This window comes from Vreelandella halophila (genome assembly GCF_009856365.1).
GTDB classification, from domain to species: Bacteria; Pseudomonadota; Gammaproteobacteria; order Pseudomonadales; family Oleiphilaceae; genus Halospina; species Halospina utahensis_B.
In genome coordinates this window covers 228,172-246,555 of sequence record NZ_WMEX01000004.1, presented here as the reverse complement: position 1 = coordinate 246,555, position 18,384 = coordinate 228,172, and the positions used below count along the sequence as shown (strand labels likewise).

General features: G+C 63.1%; 19 protein-coding genes. 7 read left to right on the top strand and 12 right to left on the bottom strand.

Features of this window, described 5'->3' with window-relative positions; all coding sequences use genetic code 11:
- Positions 1-15: 15 nt before the first annotated feature.
- From ccoG to ccoN, 5 genes are read right to left on the bottom strand one after another with little or no spacing between them, the layout of a single operon-like run.
- Complete coding sequence (gene ccoG / locus GLW01_RS08815; RefSeq protein WP_160898824.1) at positions 16-1,395, bottom strand: cytochrome c oxidase accessory protein CcoG; 1,380 nt, start codon at positions 1,393-1,395, stop codon at positions 16-18.
- Positions 1,392-2,306 (bottom strand): cytochrome-c oxidase, cbb3-type subunit III, encoded by a 915-nt coding sequence (ccoP, locus tag GLW01_RS08810; RefSeq protein ID WP_151439427.1) that lies wholly within the window; start codon positions 2,304-2,306, stop codon positions 1,392-1,394. Before ccoP ends, ccoG begins: the two co-directional genes overlap by 4 nt.
- Positions 2,299-2,499, bottom strand: coding sequence for a cbb3-type cytochrome oxidase subunit 3 (locus GLW01_RS08805; RefSeq protein ID WP_151439428.1), 201 nt, complete (start codon positions 2,497-2,499; stop codon positions 2,299-2,301). The genes ccoP and GLW01_RS08805 overlap by 8 nt, the downstream gene beginning before the upstream one ends.
- A gap of 4 nt (positions 2,500-2,503) precedes the next feature.
- Positions 2,504-3,112 (bottom strand): cytochrome-c oxidase, cbb3-type subunit II, encoded by a 609-nt coding sequence (gene ccoO / locus GLW01_RS08800; RefSeq protein ID WP_151439429.1) that lies wholly within the window; start codon positions 3,110-3,112, stop codon positions 2,504-2,506.
- Positions 3,109-4,551: a cytochrome-c oxidase, cbb3-type subunit I gene (ccoN, locus tag GLW01_RS08795; RefSeq protein ID WP_151439430.1), complete on the bottom strand. Its 1,443-nt coding sequence runs from the start codon at positions 4,549-4,551 to the stop codon at positions 3,109-3,111. Before ccoN ends, ccoO begins: the two co-directional genes overlap by 4 nt.
- 99 nt (positions 4,552-4,650) lie before the next feature.
- On the opposite strand from ccoN, the gene GLW01_RS08790 reads away from it, so the two are divergent.
- Together GLW01_RS08790 and rlmM are read left to right on the top strand one after the other, a co-directional pair.
- Positions 4,651-5,298, top strand: coding sequence for an alpha/beta family hydrolase (locus GLW01_RS08790; RefSeq protein WP_151439431.1), 648 nt, complete (start codon positions 4,651-4,653; stop codon positions 5,296-5,298).
- Positions 5,298-6,389 carry a 23S rRNA (cytidine(2498)-2'-O)-methyltransferase RlmM gene (rlmM, locus tag GLW01_RS08785; RefSeq protein ID WP_151439432.1) on the top strand — a complete coding sequence of 364 codons (1,092 nt, stop codon included), beginning with the start codon at positions 5,298-5,300 and terminating at the stop codon, positions 6,387-6,389. The genes GLW01_RS08790 and rlmM overlap by 1 nt, the downstream gene beginning before the upstream one ends.
- Here rlmM and GLW01_RS08780 read toward each other — a convergent pair.
- Positions 6,373-6,675, bottom strand: a complete 303-nt coding sequence (locus GLW01_RS08780) for an antibiotic biosynthesis monooxygenase family protein (protein WP_095616990.1) — start codon at positions 6,673-6,675, stop codon at positions 6,373-6,375. The two genes, rlmM and GLW01_RS08780, sit on opposite strands and share 17 nt — an antisense overlap.
- A 113-nt stretch (positions 6,676-6,788) precedes the next feature.
- On the opposite strand from GLW01_RS08780, the gene tusA reads away from it, so the two are divergent.
- Positions 6,789-7,025 carry a sulfurtransferase TusA gene (tusA, locus tag GLW01_RS08775; RefSeq protein WP_151439433.1) on the top strand — a complete coding sequence of 79 codons (237 nt, stop codon included), beginning with the start codon at positions 6,789-6,791 and terminating at the stop codon, positions 7,023-7,025.
- A 6-nt stretch (positions 7,026-7,031) separates the two neighbouring features.
- On the opposite strand, the gene GLW01_RS08770 is transcribed toward tusA, so the two are convergent.
- The gene (locus tag GLW01_RS08770; protein WP_202405638.1) at positions 7,032-7,895 is read right to left on the bottom strand and encodes a DMT family transporter; all 864 of its coding nucleotides are present in this window, start codon (positions 7,893-7,895) and stop codon (positions 7,032-7,034) included.
- Between the two features lie 2 nt (positions 7,896-7,897).
- The gene (gene dsbD, locus GLW01_RS08765; protein ID WP_340162447.1) at positions 7,898-9,730 is read right to left on the bottom strand and encodes a protein-disulfide reductase DsbD; all 1,833 of its coding nucleotides are present in this window, start codon (positions 9,728-9,730) and stop codon (positions 7,898-7,900) included.
- Between the two features lie 107 nt (positions 9,731-9,837).
- Here dsbD and GLW01_RS08760 point away from each other — a divergent pair, with 107 nt between their 5' ends.
- The 3 genes from GLW01_RS08760 to GLW01_RS08750 are packed head-to-tail and all read left to right on the top strand — an operon-like array spanning position 9,838 to position 12,913.
- Positions 9,838-10,416 (top strand): elongation factor P hydroxylase, encoded by a 579-nt coding sequence (locus GLW01_RS08760; RefSeq protein ID WP_237416535.1) that lies wholly within the window; start codon positions 9,838-9,840, stop codon positions 10,414-10,416.
- The gene (locus tag GLW01_RS08755) at positions 10,413-11,786 is read left to right on the top strand and encodes a DEAD/DEAH box helicase (RefSeq protein WP_160898823.1); all 1,374 of its coding nucleotides are present in this window, start codon (positions 10,413-10,415) and stop codon (positions 11,784-11,786) included. The genes GLW01_RS08760 and GLW01_RS08755 overlap by 4 nt, the downstream gene beginning before the upstream one ends.
- Positions 11,783-12,913, top strand: coding sequence for a 4-phosphoerythronate dehydrogenase (locus tag GLW01_RS08750; RefSeq protein WP_202405637.1), 1,131 nt, complete (start codon positions 11,783-11,785; stop codon positions 12,911-12,913). Before GLW01_RS08755 ends, GLW01_RS08750 begins: the two co-directional genes overlap by 4 nt.
- Here the strand turns inward: GLW01_RS08750 and htpX are convergent.
- The 3 genes from htpX to GLW01_RS08735 form a co-directional block, all read right to left on the bottom strand.
- Entirely contained in the window at positions 12,907-13,791 is an 885-nt protein-coding gene (gene htpX / locus GLW01_RS08745; protein ID WP_160898822.1) for a protease HtpX, read from the bottom strand. The two genes, GLW01_RS08750 and htpX, sit on opposite strands and share 7 nt — an antisense overlap.
- A 97-nt stretch (positions 13,792-13,888) precedes the next feature.
- Positions 13,889-14,323, bottom strand: coding sequence for a hypothetical protein (locus tag GLW01_RS08740; protein ID WP_160898821.1), 435 nt, complete (start codon positions 14,321-14,323; stop codon positions 13,889-13,891).
- A 12-nt stretch (positions 14,324-14,335) separates the two neighbouring features.
- Positions 14,336-15,553: a pyridoxal phosphate-dependent aminotransferase gene (locus tag GLW01_RS08735; RefSeq protein ID WP_151439438.1), complete on the bottom strand. Its 1,218-nt coding sequence runs from the start codon at positions 15,551-15,553 to the stop codon at positions 14,336-14,338.
- A gap of 54 nt (positions 15,554-15,607) precedes the next feature.
- Between GLW01_RS08735 and msrB the strand changes: the two genes are divergently transcribed.
- Entirely contained in the window at positions 15,608-16,006 is a 399-nt protein-coding gene (gene msrB / locus GLW01_RS08730; RefSeq protein WP_151439439.1) for a peptide-methionine (R)-S-oxide reductase MsrB, read from the top strand.
- On the opposite strand, the gene GLW01_RS15640 is transcribed toward msrB, so the two are convergent.
- A complete protein-coding gene (locus GLW01_RS15640; RefSeq protein ID WP_160898820.1) occupies positions 15,988-18,333 on the bottom strand; it encodes an ATP-binding protein in 2,346 nt (781 codons plus the stop codon). The two genes, msrB and GLW01_RS15640, sit on opposite strands and share 19 nt — an antisense overlap.
- Between the last annotated feature and the right edge of the window lie 51 nt (positions 18,334-18,384).

The window sequence follows — 18,384 nt, the reverse complement described above, 5'->3', positions numbered from 1 at the left end:
TGGTTCCGGCGTTGTTCAGGGTCTGGGGCCGATGAAGGGGGTCTCAGCGCTGTTGCGCGCTTCGGAGCCCTCGGCGATGACTTCAAAGGTGACGGGCGTACTCATTCCCTCAAGCTCACGCTGCGGGATTCTCACCACTGCCGGAAGAGAGCGCGTGTCCAGTGGCCCGAGCTCCATGGCGATGGGCTCGAGCAGATGGGTGCCCTCGGGACCGGCAACCCGCACGCTGAGTTCGCGTGTCTGATTGGTGCGGTTGCTCAACTTGAGGCTGTAGGAGTTCTCGATGGTTGCGTTGGGGCCGGTTTGGTAGAGCCCTCCCCGGTCGCGGGAGACCTCGATGTCCAGCGTGTCACGCTGCATCAGAAGGACGGCCATGGTTCCAAGCAGAAGTGCCATGGCCACTCCGTACCCAAGAGTCCGGGGCTGGAAACGGCGGCGGGGCTGGCCTTCAACTTCCCGCTCCGTCGCGTACCGGATCAGGCCACGGTCATAGCCCATACGGTCCATAACCTGGTTGCAGGCATCCACGCAGAGGCCACAGTCGAGGCATTCGTACTGCATGCCATTGCGGATATCAATACCGGTGGGGCATACCTGCACGCAGATGCTGCAGTCGATGCAGTCACCAAGACCCGCCTCAGCGCGGTCTGTATCTTTGCGCCTGGGACCTCGGGGCTCGCCCCGGTTGGCATCATAGGTGACTGTCCGCGTGTCCGGAGAGAACATGACGCTCTGGAAACGGGCGTAAGGGCAGACGTAGAGGCAGACTTTCTCACGCATCCAGCCTGCGTTGAGGTAGGTGGCCACCGAAAAGAAGCCAATCCAGAAAACGGCCCAGCCAGTGGTGACGCTGAAGGTGAACAGATCCGGCACCAGTTCGCGGATGGGGTAGAAGTAGCCGACGAAAGTAACACCCGTCCAGAACCCTATCCCCAGCCAGAGGGCGTGCTTTAGGACCTTACGTGGCAGCCACTGGCTCAGTGACCCCTTTCGGTCAAGCTTCATGCGCTGGTTTCGGCTGCCTTCCACCTTCTCTTCGACCCACATGAAGATAAAGGTCCAGGCGGTCTGGGGGCAGGTGAACCCGCACCATATACGGCCAAAAAGCGTGGTGACGAAGAACAGCCCGAACGCGGCGATAATAAGGAGCAGCGTCAGGATGAAGAAGTCCTGGGGCCAGAAGGTGGTCCCCAGGAGATGGAACTGGCGTTCCGGCAGATCAAAGTGGACCAATGGCCGCCCGTTGATCTGGATCCAGCAAGCAGCGAAGTACAGACCCATGAGCGTCCAGAGAGTGACGGTCCGCAGCTTCTGGTAGAAACCGGTGGTGCTGCGGACGTAGATCCGGTCCGGGTTGGGCCCGGCGTCAACCTGGCGTACGGGTATGTCGCTCATTCCGCTCCTTTCTCGCGATGCTGGCCGGAGAGCCGGTAAACATAGGCGGCCATGAGGTGGATCTGGTCCTCGGACAGCTGCTTCTGAGCCGGCATATGACCGTTACGACCATACTGGAGGGTCTCCATGATGGTGCCACGATCGCCGCCATAGAGCCAGGTGTCGTTGGTCAGGTTGGGGGCGCCCATGTTCTGGTTGCCCTTCGCATTCTGACCGTGGCACGTGGAGCAGGCCTGGGCGAAAAGTGGTTTGCCCCGTTCCGCGGCTGCTTCATTCACGTCACTGCGGTCATTGAGCGAAAGCACATATTCGGTAATGTCGCCGAGCTGATCATTGCTCAGGTTCGGGTTGATGCCGCGTGCTGGCATGTTCGCCTGACGGCCATTGGTCAGGGTGTGCTTGATGGCATCCACACTGCCGCCCCAGATCCAGTTATCGTCGGTGAGGTTGGGGAAACCATAGCCGCCGCGCCCGGCGGAGCCGTGACAGGTGGCGCAGTTGTTGGAGAACAGACGCTGGGCTGCCTGCATGGCCTCACCATTGTGCGCCAGCTCCGGTGCGGGAGTGTCGGCGTACTGGGCGAAAAGCGGTCCGTATTTCTCGCGTGCCGCTTCCATCTCACGCTCCCATGCTTCGGTCTGGCTCCAGCCAAGGAGACCCTGGTAGTTGCCCAGTCCTGGATACAGCGCCAGATAGAGCAGGGAGAACAGGATCAGCCCGATGAACATCCAGTACCACCATTTCGGCAGCGGGTTGTCCAGCTCTTCGATCCCATCGACTTCATGGCCCACGCTGCGGTTCTCCACGCGGTCGGAAGGCTGGTTCCGGCGTACGATCCAGACCAGCCACCAGCACCCAAGGACCACAATCAGGATCAGCGCGCTGATCCAAATGCTCCAGAAACTACTCATCGTGGTTGTCTCTCCGTTGCTGTTCGATGGTGCGCGCTTCCATGTCCTCGTCCTCGAAAACCAGGTGCGCGGCCTGTTCGTTTTCCCGTTGCCGGGAAGGGCTGAAGGCCCAGATGCAGATCCCCACAAAGAGAGCAATCATCAGCAGCGTATGAATGCCCTTGAACTGACTGAGCAACGTTTCCCACGGCATGTTGTTACCTCTGCTCCGGTATAGCGGTGCCCAATTGCTGCAGATACGCGATCAGCGCCTGGATCTCAAAAGTCCCGCGGACGTTCTCCTCAGCGTTTGCGATCTGCTCATCGGTGTAGGGAACGCCCAGTGTGCGCAGGGCCCGCATCTTGGTTGCGGTCTGGGTTGGGTCCACCTTCTGTTCGAAAAGCCAGGGATAGGCCGGCATGTTGGATTCCGGAACCACCATCCGCGGGTCATAGAAGTGGAGGCGGTGCCAGGCATCCGAATAGCGACCGCCCACGCGGGCCAGATCCGGCCCTGTGCGCTTGGAGCCCCACAGGAAGGGATGGTCGTAGACGTGCTCACCAGCCACTGAGTAGTGGCCGTAACGCTCCGTCTCCGCGCGGAAAGGCCGTACCTTCTGGGTATGGCACACGTGGCAGCCCTCACGGATGTAGATGTCACGGCCTTCAAGCTCAACAGCGCTCAGGGGCTCAAGCCCCTCAACGGGTTCGTTGACCTGAGAGTCGAAGAACAGGGGAACGATCTCCGCCAACCCGCCGAGGCTGACCACCACAATGATCAGCCCGACCATCAGGCCAAGGTTTTTCTCAACTTTCTCGTGGCTCATGCGTTCGCTCCCTGCACTGCGTCAGTGGAATCATCAAGGGCGCCGGTTTCACTCTGGCCAACAGTCCGCCAGACGTTGTAGGCCATTACCAGCATGCCGGCCAGGAAGAAGGCGCCGCCGATGAAGCGCACAACATAACCGGGATAGCTGGCCTCAACCGCTTCTACGAAGCTGTAGGTGAGGGTGCCATCATCGTTCACGGCACGCCACATCAAGCCCTGCAGCAGGCCGTTGATCCACATGGAGACGGTGTAGAGCACCACGCCGATTGTTGCGAGCCAGAAGTGCAGGTTGATCAGCGGGATGCTGAACATGCTCTTGAGCCCGTACAGGCGCGGGAACAGGTGATAGAGCGCACCAAAGCTGATCATGGCAACCCAGCCCAGAGCTCCGGAGTGCACATGACCCACGGTCCAGTCCGTGCTGTGGGACAGGGCGTTGACCGTACGGATCGACATCAGCGGGCCCTCGAAGGTGGCCATGCCGTAGAAGGAAACCGCCACGATCAGGAAGCGCAGGATGGGGTCAGTGCGCAGCTTGTACCAGGCGCCGGACAGGGTCATGATGCCATTGATCATGCCACCCCAGCTTGGAGCCAGCAGGATCAGGGACATGACCATGGAAGCGGTCTGGGCCCACTCCGGAAGCGGGCTGTAATGCAGGTGGTGGCCACCGGCCCAGACGTAGGTCGCGATCAGTGCCCAGAAGTGCACGATCGAGAGCCGGTAGGAATAGATGGGCCGGTTGGCCTGCTTGGGCACAAAGTAGTACATCAGGCCCAGGAAACCCGCCGTCAGGTAGAAACCCACCGCGTTATGGCCGTACCACCACTGCACCATGGCATCAATGGTTCCGGGGTAGATCGAATAGGATTCGAACCAGCCGACCGGGATGGCCAGATTGTTGACCACGTGCAGGATAGCGATGGTGATGATGAAGGCGCCGTAGAACCAGTTGGCCACATAGATGTGCTTGACCCGGCGCCGTGCGATAGTGCCGAAGAACACGTAGGCGTAAGTCAGCCAGACCACCGCGATCAGGATATTGATGGGCCACTCGGGCTCAGCATATTCCTTGGTGGTGGTGTAGCCCAGTGGCAGCGTGATAGCGACCAGAACGATCACCACTTGCCAGCCCCAGAAGGTGAAAGCGGCGGCCTGATCGGAGATCACCCGTGCCTGGGAAGTGCGCTGCACCACATAGTAGGAGGTGGCAAAGAGGGCACTGCCGGCAAAGGCAAAGATGACCGCATTGGTGTGCAGTGGGCGCAGGCGCCCAAAGCTTGTCCAGGGCAGGTCAAAGTTCAGTTGGGGAAGGAACATCTGGGCAGCGATGAACACGCCCAGACCCATTCCGACGATACCCCATACCACGGCGGCTATGGCAAACTGCCTGACCACCCGGTAGTTATAGGTTTCCGCGGACGTCTGTGTTTCCATGTTCGGCTCTTCCGGGACTGTTTGGAGGGTATGCGCAGCGTAGGCAACGCAGCGCTGGTGCTCAATGATATATGTCAAAACCTTAATGCGGTAGTGCCTTTGGATATACTCTTTAATGGCGAACAGGGGCCTGTTCTGGTTCTCGCCCACGGATCCGGCGCACCTGCTGATTCCGTGCCCATGGAGCGGCTTGCCACCGCGCTGGCGGCGGCAGGCTTCCGTGTCCGACGATTCGAGTTTCCGTTCATGGCGCAGCGTCGTACCACCGGCAAGCGACGTCCACCGGATCGTCCTCCCGTTCTGCTCCAGGTCTGGAGAGAAGTCATCGAAGAGGTTGGGCGCCGCGAGCCGGATGCGGACCACCTCTGGATCGGTGGGCGATCCCTGGGGGGCCGTACGGCCTCCATGCTGCTGACGCCGGAGCAGCGTCCGGAACCCGTGTCCGGAGCCCTGGTGTTCGGCTACCCCTTCCATCCGCCACGCAGGCCCGAACAGTGGCGGACGGATCACTTCGCGGAACTTGAGCGGCCCCTTTGGATCGCGCATGGGGAGCGCGATCCCTTCGGGAAGCGAAGCGAGCTGGAGCCACGCATGCCATTTCCCGGACCGGTCCATCTGGAGTGGGTGGCCGATGGAGACCATGAGCTTATGCCCACACGCCGCAGCGGCCTGGATCCGGAGCGGGTTCTGGCGACAGCCGCGGAGAGTGCGCGGGCTTTCGTGAAGGCAACGGAGACGGACAGGTAATGACTGAAACAGGTGTGATCCGGGCGCTGTGCCGGCCCGGCTTTGAGGCGGATGCGGGGCAGGAACTGGTCAGCCGCGCCGCAGAGGTTGGCGGTTATGGTTTCTTTGTCCCGGAAGCCGCCGGCTGGATACGCTTTGAGCTGCCCGGTCAGGCCGCGGAACCGGTCATGCGGGCGGTGTCGTTGCGCAACCTGGTCTTCGTGCGGGACTGGTATTCCGGCATCGGTGTAGTGGATCCGCTGCCTGGCGAGGACCGTGTTGGTGCCGTTCTCGAGGGGCTGCGTGATGCCGGAGAGAGCGGGCCCTTCGGGCGTGTGGATGTGCATGTGCCCCTGGGGGAGACTGAAGAGGCGTTACCGCGCTTTGCCCGCAAGTGGACCAGCCCACTGGCGAAAGCGCTGCGCGGCGCGGGCATCCTGCAGGGGAACCCCGATGGGGATGCGGGTGCACCGGGTCTGGAAATCCTGCTCCCGGATTTCAGTCGGGCCCTGCTCGCCCGCCGGGATCCAGCCCTGTCATCGGCCTTTCATGAAGGCGTCCCGCGCCTTCGGATGCCGGGTACGGCCCCCAGCCGCTCAACGCTGAAACTGGAGGAGGCCCTTCACCGGTTTTTCACCACGGATGAGCGCGAGCGTCTGCTGCGGCATGGCATGACGGCGGTGGATCTGGGCGCCGCTCCGGGTGGGTGGACGTGGCAGCTGGTGCAGCGTGGGCTGGCCGTGACCGCGGTGGACAACGGGCCCATGGACGAGGCGTTGATGGCCTCCGGGCTGGTGACCCACAGGACGGAGGATGCCTTCAGCTGGCGGCCGTCGCACCCGGTGGACTGGCTGGTCTGCGATATTGTGGATCGGCCTGCCCGGGTCGTGGAGCTGATGGCGGAGTGGCTTGAGAACCGGCTGTGCCGGCTGGCGGTGTTCAACCTGAAGCTGCCCATGAAGCAGCGCTGGGCGTGCTGGCAGGAGTACAGGGCGCGCCTGGAGGAAAGCATCGCCGCCAGCGGCGCGGACCTGACGGTCAGAGCCGCTCACCTGTATCACGACCGGGAGGAGATCACCTGCTGTGTGGCGCCGCTCACACGTTCCCGGTAGGGACTGCGTATTCCAGCACCGTGATGCGCTCATCGGACTCCAGCAGCGGCCGGATACGATTGATCTTCTCCCGGCGCTCCGTGGAATCGTACCAGCGGTACCAGTCCGCGGTTGAGCGCCAGGTTGAGAGGATCACCCGGTGACGGGAATTGTACTCATCCTTGAGGGATTCGCCGGAAATGAACCCGGGAATCTCAACAGCGTTGCGCAGGGCCTGGCGGGCCTGGGCATCATAGGTGCTCTCCATGGCTTCAGCGATATAGCGCTCGATGATGACACGGATCATGGTTGTTCTCTCCCCGAAAGCTCCCTGTTACTCATGCGGTTACCTTTGAATATGGTATCCTTACCCTAATTCTGGCAGAAAATTCGGAAAACGCGTGTACGGAGGTTCCGCCATTGACCCGGGAGTACGATGCAACCCTTGATGCCACCGGTCTGGTCTGCCCGGAGCCGGTCATGATGCTGCATAACCGCATTGCGGATGTGCCGGTTAACGGGGTGCTGCGGGTGATCGCCACGGATCCGTCCACGCAGCGTGACATTCCGCGTTTCTGCCAGTTTCTCGGCCATCGTCTGGTCGAGGAGGAAGCTGGCGACGAGCAGTATACCTACTGGATCGAGCGCACCGTCTGAACGGCGTCAGCGTCGCATGTTCAGGAGCCCAGCCCCGACGATGAACACGCAGCCGATGGCCTGGTTGAGGGTGAACGGTTCCGACCAGATCAGCCAGCCCAGAAGCGCCGCAAAAACCACCGACGAATAGGTGAACTGGCCGATACGGCCAGCCGGCGCAATGCGGTAGGCGGTCGTGATCAGCATCTGCGCGGCCGTGGCGCAGGCAGCGATGGAAACCAGCCCGAGCCACTGCCACAGGGTGGGCCAGGTCCAGTTCAGCAGGGCAGCCGGCGCCGAGACCGTGGTTGCCACGATGCCGAAGTAGACCACGATGCGCGCACTGGGCTCGCGCGTGCCCATGCGGCGGATCGCGACCTTGGCCGTGCCACCCAGAACCGCCCCCGAGACCCCCGCCGTCACGAAGAGTACGTCCTGCATGCCGGCATGACCGGGCTGCAGCAGGACCACCACCCCGCAGAATCCCAGCACAATGGTCATCAGGGCCCAGAGTGAGGTGCGTTCTCCCAGCCATAGGAAGGCGATCAGCGGGATGAAGAAGGGCGATGTGAGCTTGAGCAGCACCGCCTCGGTCAGCGCCAGTCCCCCCAGGCTGAAGAAGTAGCAGTACATGGCTGAGACGCCCACCACACCCCGGACCACATGAAAGCGCAGGTTGGTTGTGCGCAGGCAGTCCGGCCCCTGGCGCCACAGCATGATGGGCAGAATGATGCTGAGCCCCAGGGCGTTGCGCGCAAACACCAGCATGGTGTTGTCGAGTTCCGGGGCCAGTGCCTTGACCTGTGCTCCCATCAGGGCGAGCAGGAGTTCGCCGGCAAGAACACAGGCGGCGCCCTGGTGCAGGGGCGATCGCAGGCTGAAACCGGCCACGCTCAGACGCCTGTCCGCTCGCGGACACGCTCAAGGTGCTCGAGGAACTCGTCCTGGTCCATTTCGCCAAGGATGCGCGCCTGCTTGAGCTCCTCTCCCTGGGCGTTGAAGAACAGCAGGGTGGGCGGCCCGAAAAGGTTGAAACGGTCGAGCAGGGCCTGGTCGGCGGCCGTGTTCTCCGTTACATCCACCTGGAGGCGCTCGAAGCCCTTCATGGCTTCCAGGACCGGCTCGGTGTCGAATACCTGACGTTCCATCACCTTGCAGCTGATGCACCAGTCCGCGTAGAAATCCAGGATCACCGGCTTGCCGGCCTCGGCTGCCCGTTCCAGACGGGCTTCGATGCGATCAGCGTCGACGATCCGCTCAAAGGGTTCTTCCGGTAGCCCGGAGGCGCCATTTCCGGACCCGGCACGGAAGGGCTCAAGGGGCCGCAGAGGGTCACCGGCCCCGGCCATGGCCCCGGCCAGAAGCATGGCGGCCACCAGCACCAGTACCACGCCGATGCCCTTGCGGGTGCGTGGCCAGCCTTCGCCCAGGGGTTCAAAAGCGCCCAGCTGGACCCCGGTGACCGCCAGCAGGAGGGCCCAGAGCACCAGTGTGGCCGGGCCGGGGATCACCCGTTCCAGCAGCCAGATGGCGACGGCCAGCATGAGGATGCCGAAAGCCGCCTTGATGCGGTTCATCCAGGGGCCGGGCTGCGGCATGAAGCGCCGTCCCCCGGTACCCACCAGGATCAGTGGCGTACCCATGCCCAGCGCCAGGGCAAAGAGCGCAAGTCCGCCCATGGCCGCATTCTGGGTGGCACTCAGATAGACCAGGGCGGCGGCCAGCGGTGCCGTGACGCAGGGGGAGACAATCAGGGCGGAGAGAGCGCCTATGCCCGCCACGCCGGCGACATTACCACCGCTGAGGCGCTCACTCTGGCGCGTGAGGCGGTTCATGACGCGCTCCGGAAGGCGGATCTCGAAAACGCCGAACATGGCCAGTGCCAGCAGCGTGAACAGCCCGGCAAAGAGGGCCAGAACCCAGGGGGCCTGGAGATGGGCCTGGATGTTGAAGGAGGCACCGAGCAGGCCCACCAGCACGCCCGCCGCGGCATAGGTCAGCGCCATACCCAGGACATAGGCCAGGGAGAGGTAGAAGGCCTGCAGAGTGTTGAGCTGGCGCTGGCCGGCGACAACCGCCGAGACGATCGGGATCATGGGCAGCACGCAGGGTGTGAAGGTCAGCCCCAGCCCCAGGCCGTAGAACACCAGCATGGCCCAGAGCAGGGAGTCGCTGCTCAGCAGTGTCTCCAGGCTGCCGCCACGCCAGCGGCCGTCATCGCCGCCGGAGGGGGGAGAACTGTCGCTGCCCGCTGAGGCACTGGAGGCGGTGTCCTTCTCCGGTGCCGGATACATCACGCTGCCGTCGGCGGGGTTGTAGCGCAGTGTCTCCGTCTGGGGCGTGTAGCACAGGCCGGCCTCGGCACACCCCTGCCATTCCACGGTGACACGGATGGGACTGCTACCATGACCCTCGGCGGGGCTCAGGCTGGCACTGACTGGCTCGTAGAAGACGGGGGTTTTGCCGAAATAGGGATCATCCTTGATGTTACTGTCAATGCTGAACCGCGGGGGCAGGGCAAGGGCATCCGCCGGTTCGGTCTCGATGCTGATGCGGTTCTCGTAGAGGTAGTACTCTGGCGTCACGTCCCAGTTCAGGACGAGCTCACCGTCTTCCGCCCAGGCCGTGAACGGAAAAGCTTCCTCGACCGGTGGAAAGTTACCGCCGCTGCCGTCGGAGAACGGTGACTGGGCGGCAGCCGGGCCGACAAGAGCGAACAGCAGGATCAGCAGACGTGTCAGGATGATGGGGACTCCTATGGCTCGGAAGTGGGCTGAGCGCGCCTATTATAACGAATGCTTGAAGGTTGCGGCACAATCCCTAGACTGGCGCCATGATGTCAGCTGAACCTCTCCCGGATTCCTACGCGGATCTAGTACGGCTGTTCAACGGCCTTTTCCAGCCCAGCCACGCCACCATTCTGGTGCCCGGTGGGGATGAACCCGAGTACCTGCCGGCCGATGGCGAGTGCCGGTGGAATCGGATAGTATTTGCCCATGGTTTCTACGCCAGTGCCCTGCATGAGGTCAGCCACTGGTGCATAGCCGGCCATCGTCGCCGTCAGCTCTACGACTACGGCTACTGGTATGAACCCGATGGTCGTGATGGGGATAGCCAGGCCATGTTTGAGCAGGTCGAGGCCAGGCCCCAGGCCCTTGAGTGGCTGTTCACGGTGGCCGCGGGTCGCCGTTTCCATCTGAGCATGGACAACCTGGCCGGTGAGGTGCCCGGGCAGAGGGAGCGCTTTGCCGAAAGGGTGCATGCCGAGGTGCGGCGCTGCCTGGATGAGGCCATGCCCCCCAGGGCCGCCCGGTTTCTGGACGCATTGCAGGCCTTTTACGGCACCCGGCATTATTTCCAGGGCTACCCCTTCACCCGGGCCCAACTGATTGGATCAGAGGAGGTTCAATGAACAACCAGGCCGAAACCCCTGCGGAAACAGAGCCAGAGAAGGTGGAGCAGGGCCAGGAGCAGAACCAGAGTCAGGACAATCAGGAGGCGGTGCCGCAGCCCCGATTCCGGGATTTCAATCTGGATGAGCGGTTGCAGCGCGCTATTGATGAGCTTGGCTTTGAGCATTGCACCGGCATTCAGGGCGAGGCGCTGCCGAAGACCCTGAAGGGGCTGGATCTCATCGGCCAGGCCCAGACCGGCACCGGCAAGACAGCCGCTTTCCTGATCAGTGCCATCCAGCGTCTGCTGGAGAACCCCATTCCCTTTGAGCAGCGCTATGCCAGTGAACCCCGGGTTCTGGCACTGGCACCGACCCGTGAGCTGGCGATGCAGATCGCCCGGGATGCGGAAGCGCTGACCCGTCACAGTGGCCATAACGTGGTGACCACTGTGGGCGGTATGAACTACGACCGCCAGCGCAAGCAGATCCGCAATGAAGCCATCGATATCCTGGTGGCGACGCCGGGGAGGCTGCTGGATTTCCTTGGCAGCAAGGACGTCTTCCTGGATCAGCTTGATCTTCTGATACTGGACGAGGCGGACCGGATGCTCGACATGGGCTTCATCCCGGACGTGAAGAAGATCATCCGACACTGCACCCCGAAGTCCGGACGCCAGACCGTGCTGTTCAGTGCCACCTTCAACCAGGATGTTCTCAACCTGGCTGCCATGTGGAGTGAGAACGCGGAATTCATCGAGATCGAGCCGGAAAGCAAGGCGGCTGAACGGGTCGAACAGATCTTCTTCACGGTCAGCGATTCCGACAAGGAGATGGTGCTGATCAATTTCCTCCAGCGGGACGAGGTCAGCCGCGCCATTGTTTTCGCCAACCGGCGGGACCAGACCCGGGATCTGGAGGCGAAGCTGCGCGCTCACGGGGTGCATTCGGCGCTGCTGTCTGGCGAGATCCCCCAGAACAAGCGCATCAGCACCCTCAACCGCTTCAAGGAGGGGGATATCCGGGTGCTGGTGGCCACGGATGTGGCGGCCCGCGGCATCCATGTGGAAGACGTCTCCCACGTGTTCAACTTCAACCTGCCCGACAATCCCGAGGATTACGTGCACCGGATCGGGCGCACCGGGAGGGCTGGCGCCTCCGGGACCTCGGTCACCCTGGCCGGTGAGGATGACAGCTTTGTGCTCCCGGATCTGGAGAACTACCTGAACCAGTCACTGAGTTTTGTACGCCCACCGGACCCGCTGATGGTGCCGCTGCCGGAACCGGCAAAAAAGCCTAAGCCTGAGCATTCGGAGGGCGGAGACGGCAAGCCCGGGCGCCAGCGTAATCGCAATCGCAGCCAGCGCCGGGAAGAAGACGCCTCCGGATGAGCGGACTGCGCATCCTGGCGGACGAGAATATTCCCGCGCTGCCGGCCTGCTTCGGTGGTTCCGGTGAGATCCGGACGCTGCCGGGGCGCTCCATCCGCCAGGCCGATCTGCAGGATGTGGACGTTCTCCTGGTGCGCTCCGTTACCCGTGTCGACGCGGCCCTTCTGGAGGGAACGCCCGTGCGCTGGGTGGGCACGGCCACCATCGGCACGGATCATCTGGATACCCACTGGCTTGAGCAGCAGGGCATTGCCTGGGCCTCAGCACCGGGCTGCAATGCCGAAGCGGTTGCCGATTACGTGCTGGCCGTGCTGGCACTGGCCGCCGTTGAACAGGGGAAGGCCCTGACGGATGGTGCCGTCGGGATTGTGGGTTTCGGCAATGTCGGCAGCCGTGTTCACAGGCGACTGCAGGCGCTCGGCATTGAAACCCGGGTAACCGATCCACCGTTGGCCCGGAGCGGTGTCACGGGCCTGGTCGGACTGGATGAGGTTCTGGCCTGTGACCGGATCGCGCTGCATGCGCCACTGGTCCGGGGCGGATGCTGGCCCACGGAACACCTGCTGGATGCCGGGGGCATTCAGGCCCTGAGGCCGGATCAGGTGCTGATCAGCGCGGGACGTGGCGCGGTTGTGGACAACGCCGCCCTGCGTGAACGCCTGGAGGCTGCTGACGGTGGCCCTTGGACGGCACTGGATGTCTGGGAAGGAGAGCCGCTGGTTGATCCGCAGCTTGCGCGCATGGTCCGCATCGCCACGCCCCACATCGCCGGCTACAGCCTGGAAGGCAAGCTGCGGGGAACCGTGATGCTGGCCCAGGCCCTGAATCGCTGGCTGGCTGTGGAGTCGGAGCCAGCCCTGGAAGCACTGGTGCCCGAGCCGGCCACACTGGATGCGCTTCCCGCCACCCTGGAGGAGGTGTTGCTGGCCACCTATGATCCGCGCCGCGACGCCCACCAGCTCCGTGCGACCCTCGACCGTTCCCGGTCCAGCAGGGCCAGTGCGTTTGACCGTCTGCGCAGGGACTATCCGGTCCGCCGGGAGTTGGGTTTCCACCATCTGTCAGCGGGCAGTGACCCGGTCCTGAACCGCCAGCTGGAAGCCGCCGGCTTCACGCTCATCTACTGATGGGTGCGGTTGCGCAGCGCCTCGATGCGCTCGTCCAGCGGCGGGTGGCTGGCGAAGAGCTTCTGGAGCCCGGAACGCACACCACTGGTGATGCCGAAGGCCTGCATGCTGTCCGGCATTTCATCCGGCATTCCCGCCTCCCGCTTGAGTCTCTGCAGCGCCGAGATCATGCCCTCGTTGCTGCCCCAGCGGGCGCCGGCGGCATCCGCCCGGAACTCCCTGCGCCGTGAGAACCAGAACACGATGGTGCTCGCCAGGATGCCCAGCACGATCTCGGCAACGATCGTCACCATGATGAAGCCGATACCGTGGCCGCCCTCATTCTTGAACACGGCGCGGTCAACGAATGAGCCCACCACTCGCGCGAGAAAGATCACGAAGGTGTTCACAACGCCCTGAATCAGAGCCAGCGTCACCATATCGCCGCTGGCAACATGCCCCATCTCATGGGCCAGAACAGCCCGGATCTCATCCTTGTTGAAGCGCTGCAGCATGCCTTCGCTGACCGCCACGAGCGCCTCGTTCCGGTTCCAGCCCGTGGCGAATGCATTGGACTGATGGGCCGGGAAGATGGCGATTTCGGGCGTCTTCACGCCCGCTTCCCGGGCGATCTGCTGCACGGTTTCAACCAGCCACTGCTCCGCCGGGTTTGAGGGATTCTCGATAACCCGGGCCCGCGTGGACTTCTTGGCAATCCACTTGGACATCAGAAGCGAGACGAAAGAGCCACCGAAGCCGATTACCGCGGCAAAGATCAGCAGGGCGGTGAAGTTCAGCCCCTGCTGTTCGAAATAGCTGTCAAAGCCCAGAAGGCGCAGCGTGACGCTGGCCAGAATGATCACCGCCAGGTTGGTGGCGAGCAGAAGCAGTATTCTCATGGGTCGTCCTCTCCCGGATCAGGACCTGTTATCCAGCGCTTTATATTGGGGGTTCCAGGGCGGGATTCAAGCGCGGAATACGTGTATTACAGAAGGTTCAGAGACGTGTGGGCGGATCGAAGAGAAACCGGTGGACCGTTTCCGAGAGTTCCGTCGAGGTCCCGTTCGCCATGCACTGACGGATGCGGTTCACGGCGAGGGCGGCTTCCCGGATCAGCCCGCTGCCGCCGGCCGCTTCGCCCTCGGGGTGCTGGGTGGAGAGCCTGTTGAAACACTCCGCGGTGAGCACGGCCTGGTCCACGGCATCCTGGCCGATCACGGACTCGTACCGCAGCAGCCCTTCGTCGGCCAGCCAGAGCATGGTGCCGAAGCAGGCCATGTGGCGGTTGCTGTGCAGACCGAATTCGTCGGGCTCGTCGTCGCCGGCGATGTCCTCCACAAAAACCGCGCCCTTGCGCGGGAAGCGGTTGTAGAGGTGGATCAGGATCGCAGCCGTGTCCCGGTAGAAATCCTCAATGTGGAGATCGGCCATGGGCGCTCTCCCTCAGTCCTGCCGGTAATGCTCCAGGAAACGGCCGAGACGGCCAATGGCGTCCTCCAGCATGTCCACCCTGGGCAGGAAGACCACCCGGAAGTGCTGGGTGTCCGGCAGATTGAAGGCCGAGCCGTGTACCAGCAGCATCTGTTCCTGTCGCAGCAGGTCGTAGACCATCTGTTCATCGCTGCGGATGGGGTAGACCTCCGGATCCAGGTGCGGAAAGAGATACAGTGCACCCGAGGGTTTCACGCAGCTGACGCCGGGGATGTCGTTCAGCATCTTCCAGGCCAGGTCCCGCTGTTCGCAGAGGCGGCCACCGGAAACCACCAGGTCATTGATGGACTGGTAGCCCCCCAGGGAGGTCTGGATGGCGGTCTGGGCCGGCACATTGGCGCACAGGCGCATCGAGGCCAGCATGTTGATGCCCTCGATCAGGCCCTCGGCACGGTGCTTGGCGCCGCTGATGATCATCCATCCGGCGCGGTAGCCGGCAGCTCGGTAGTTCTTGGAGAGGCCGCCGAACGTCATGAACAGGATGTCATCCGCCAGGGAGGCGGCCGGTATGTGTTTGTTGCCGTCGTACAGGATCTTGTCGTAGATCTCGTCAGCCAGTACCACCAGATCGTGCTCGCGCGCCAGCCGGATCACCTGTTCCAGCAGATCGGCAGAGTAGACCGCGCCCGTGGGATTGTTGGGGTTGATCAGAACAATGGCCCGGGTGCGCGTGGTGATCTTGGCGCGGATATCGTCAATGTCCGGGTACCAGTCCTGCTTCTCGTCGCAACGGTAGTGCACGGGCCGGCCGCTGGAGAGGGTGGTCGCGGCCGTCCACAACGGATAGTCCGGTGCGGGAATGAGGACTTCATCGCCGGTGTTCAGCAGCGCCTGGGTGGCCATGACGATCAGCTCGCTGACGCCGTTGCCGATGAAGACATCGTCAATGTCCACGTCCGGGATACCGAGCTGCTGGCTGTACTGCATCACCGCCTTGCGCGCGGAGAACAGCCCCTTGGAGTCACAGTAGCCCTGGGCCGTGGGCAGGTTGTGCACCACGTCCTGCTGGATCTCCTCCGGGATATCCAGGCCGAATGCGCCGGGGTTGCCGATGTTGAGCTTGAGGATCCGGTGACCTTCCTCCTCGAGCCGGTGGGCTTCCTGCTGGACGGGACCGCGAATGTCGTAGCAGACGTTCTCAAGCTTGGCGGATTTCTCAAATTGCTGCATTCTGTTGTAAACCCCTGAGTTGGCGCACTCGGTATTGTAGCGGAGGCTCACGAGATGACAAAAGTAAACCAGTCCGATCAGGAATGGCTTGAGCGGCTGTCCCCGGAAAGTTACCGGGTCACCCGCGAGGGTGGCACGGAGAGGCCGTTCAGCGGTGAATACAATGACTGCAAGCAGGACGGGGTCTATTGCTGCGTCTGCTGTGGTGAGCCGCTTTTTGATGCCCGGCACAAGTTCGATTCGGGATCCGGGTGGCCGAGTTACTGGCAGCCGGCCAGCAACGGGGCCGTTACCGAGCGGGTCGATCGCGGCCACGGGATGGTGCGTACCGAGGCGCTCTGTGCCCATTGTGACGCCCATCTCGGGCATGTGTTCCCGGACGGGCCTGAGCCCACGGGGCTGCGATACTGCATCAATTCGGCGGCGCTGGAGCTTCACCCCCGGGACGACTGAGCCTCCGCCCCCGCGCCCCAGCGTTCCAGAACCTCGCGCATGGCCTCGATACTGTAGGGCTTGGTGAGGTAATCGTTCATACCGGCGCTGAGGCACTGTTCGCGGTCGCCTTCCATGGCGTTGGCGGTGACCGCGATCACCGGCAAATGCGCGAGCCCTTCGGTGGCGCGTATTGTCCGCGTGGCCTCAAAACCGTCCATGACCGGCATCTGGCAGTCCATCAGAACCAGGTCACAGTGGTTGCTCTGCAGGTATTCAAGAGCCAGCTGGCCGTTTTCCCGGACCACGACCCGGTGACCGAGTTTACGCAGCATGCCGCTGGCCACCATCTGGTTGACCTGGTTGTCCTCCACCAGAAGCACATCCAGTGCGACGGATGAACGTGGTGCCCCCTCGTGTGAGGGGGAGCCCACGGCAGTGAGCCCAATGGCGATGCGCAGGGTGTTGACCAGCTGACGGCGCACCAGGGGCAACTGGATGGTCTCGGAACGGTCGGCACCGTCGCCATCCGTGCCGAGATGGACAACCGGTGGGCAGCGCTGGGCCCGGTCCAGCAGTGCGCGCCATCCAGTGTCCTGACTGTCGATGATGATCAGATCCTGGTTCTTCACATCCAGTCCGGCACCTGTCTCCGGTAACGTGGTCTGGTGGCGCACGTGTGCGCCCCAGTAGCGCAGATGATCCTGAAGGGGCGGGGCATGGGGGTTGTCGCGCCCTGTCAGCAGCAGTGTGTGCATGCCTCCGAAGTCGCTCTCACCGCTGCGCGGCGTTGCTTCCGGGTCGACCTCGAGCGGCAGGTGGACCCTGACGCGGGTACCTTCCTGCTCCTGTGACGAGACTTCGATGGTGCCTCCCATCCGGTCCACCAGCTGCCGGCACAGGGTAAGGCCGAGCCCGGTCCCGCCGAAGCGTCGTGCGGTGTCCGCCTGTCCCTGTGAGAACGGCGAGAAAACCATCTTCTGGGCCTCCCTGGACATGCCGATACCGGTATCGGTCACGACCAGCTCGAGGCCGTCGTGGTGGGGGTCAAGGCTGAGGGTGATCTGCCCACGGGAGGTGAACTTGATGGCATTGCCCATGAGGTTGTTGATGATCTGGCGCAGACGGGTGGGATCCCCCAGGTAGACCGGCTCAATGTCCGGCGCAATGCGCGTAACGATGGCGACATCCGCGGTGCGCACACTCTGCTGGGCAAACAGGGTTGCGCACTCCTCGGCGAGTGCCCCGGGGTCCAGGCCGATGTGTTCAAGGGTGAGCTTGCCGGCCTCGACCTTGGAAATGTCCAGGATGTCATTGACCAGGGCCACCAGGTTCTCGCCGGCGCTCAGTGCCAGCTCCATACGCTCCCTCTGGGGGGCGCTGAGCCGGTTCTCGAGTGCCAGGCGCAGCATGCCAAGGAGCCCGTTCAGCGGCGTCCGGATCTCATGGCTCATGCTGGCGAGGAAATCCGCCCGTGCGCGCGCCGTTTCCAGGGCTTCCTCGCGGGCGTCGATCAGCGCCCGGTTGGAACGCTGGAGGGCTTCATTCTTGTCCCGGATCTCGGAGGTCCGGGCCTCAACGATCTGGGCCAGCTTCTCGTTGTACTCCTTGAGCCGGCCTTCCGCCTCGCGCAGCTTCTGGAGGCTGTTGTCGATGGTATCAAGGTGCTCATTGGTGATGTGCACCAGCAGCCCGATCTCATCATGCTCATGGCGCCTCGGGGTCGGCAGGCGCGCTTTCTCTGCGTTGTCCGAGTCCACGTCCTGGAGCCCGCTGACCACCCGGAGCAGTGGTTTGGTGATCATCAGGTAGAAGATCACCAGCAGCAGACCCGCCAGGGCCAGGCTCATGATGAAGCCGCTGAGCAGGGTGTAGCCGGCACGCTGGAGGAAGGTGCTGCCGAACGGGTAGGTGTCGATGGTCACATGGAGATGACCCAGTTCCATCTCCTGCAGCTGGGAGACGTGCAGTTGCTCACTGTAGTCACGGCGTGGTTGGAAAAGGGAGTCGCTCAACCAGCGGTAGGGACTATCGGAGGTGGGGCGTTGGCGCTGGGCGAGAATGCGCCCCTGGGGATCCTCAATGCGCGCGCTCACGATGGCGGGGTGGCGCAGCAGGCCGTCCAGCAGTTCTTCGGCAAGCCGGGTATCGATGTTGTAGGCGATCTGGGAGGCCGGGCTGTGGCTGATCTCCATCAGGGCCCGGATCTCGCTGTTCATGTTGGAGCGGGCGTTGAAGTAGTCCAGCGTGACCACGCCCAGGTTCAGCAGGACCCCGAGGGTCAGTGCTGCCAGTACCACATTGCGGGTCAGGCGGAACGATAAACGCTGTGAAAGCCTTGAATCCACGCCGGTCTGTCCCTTTTCAGTGGAGGCCTTGCCTCCGGCGATCGTTCCAGA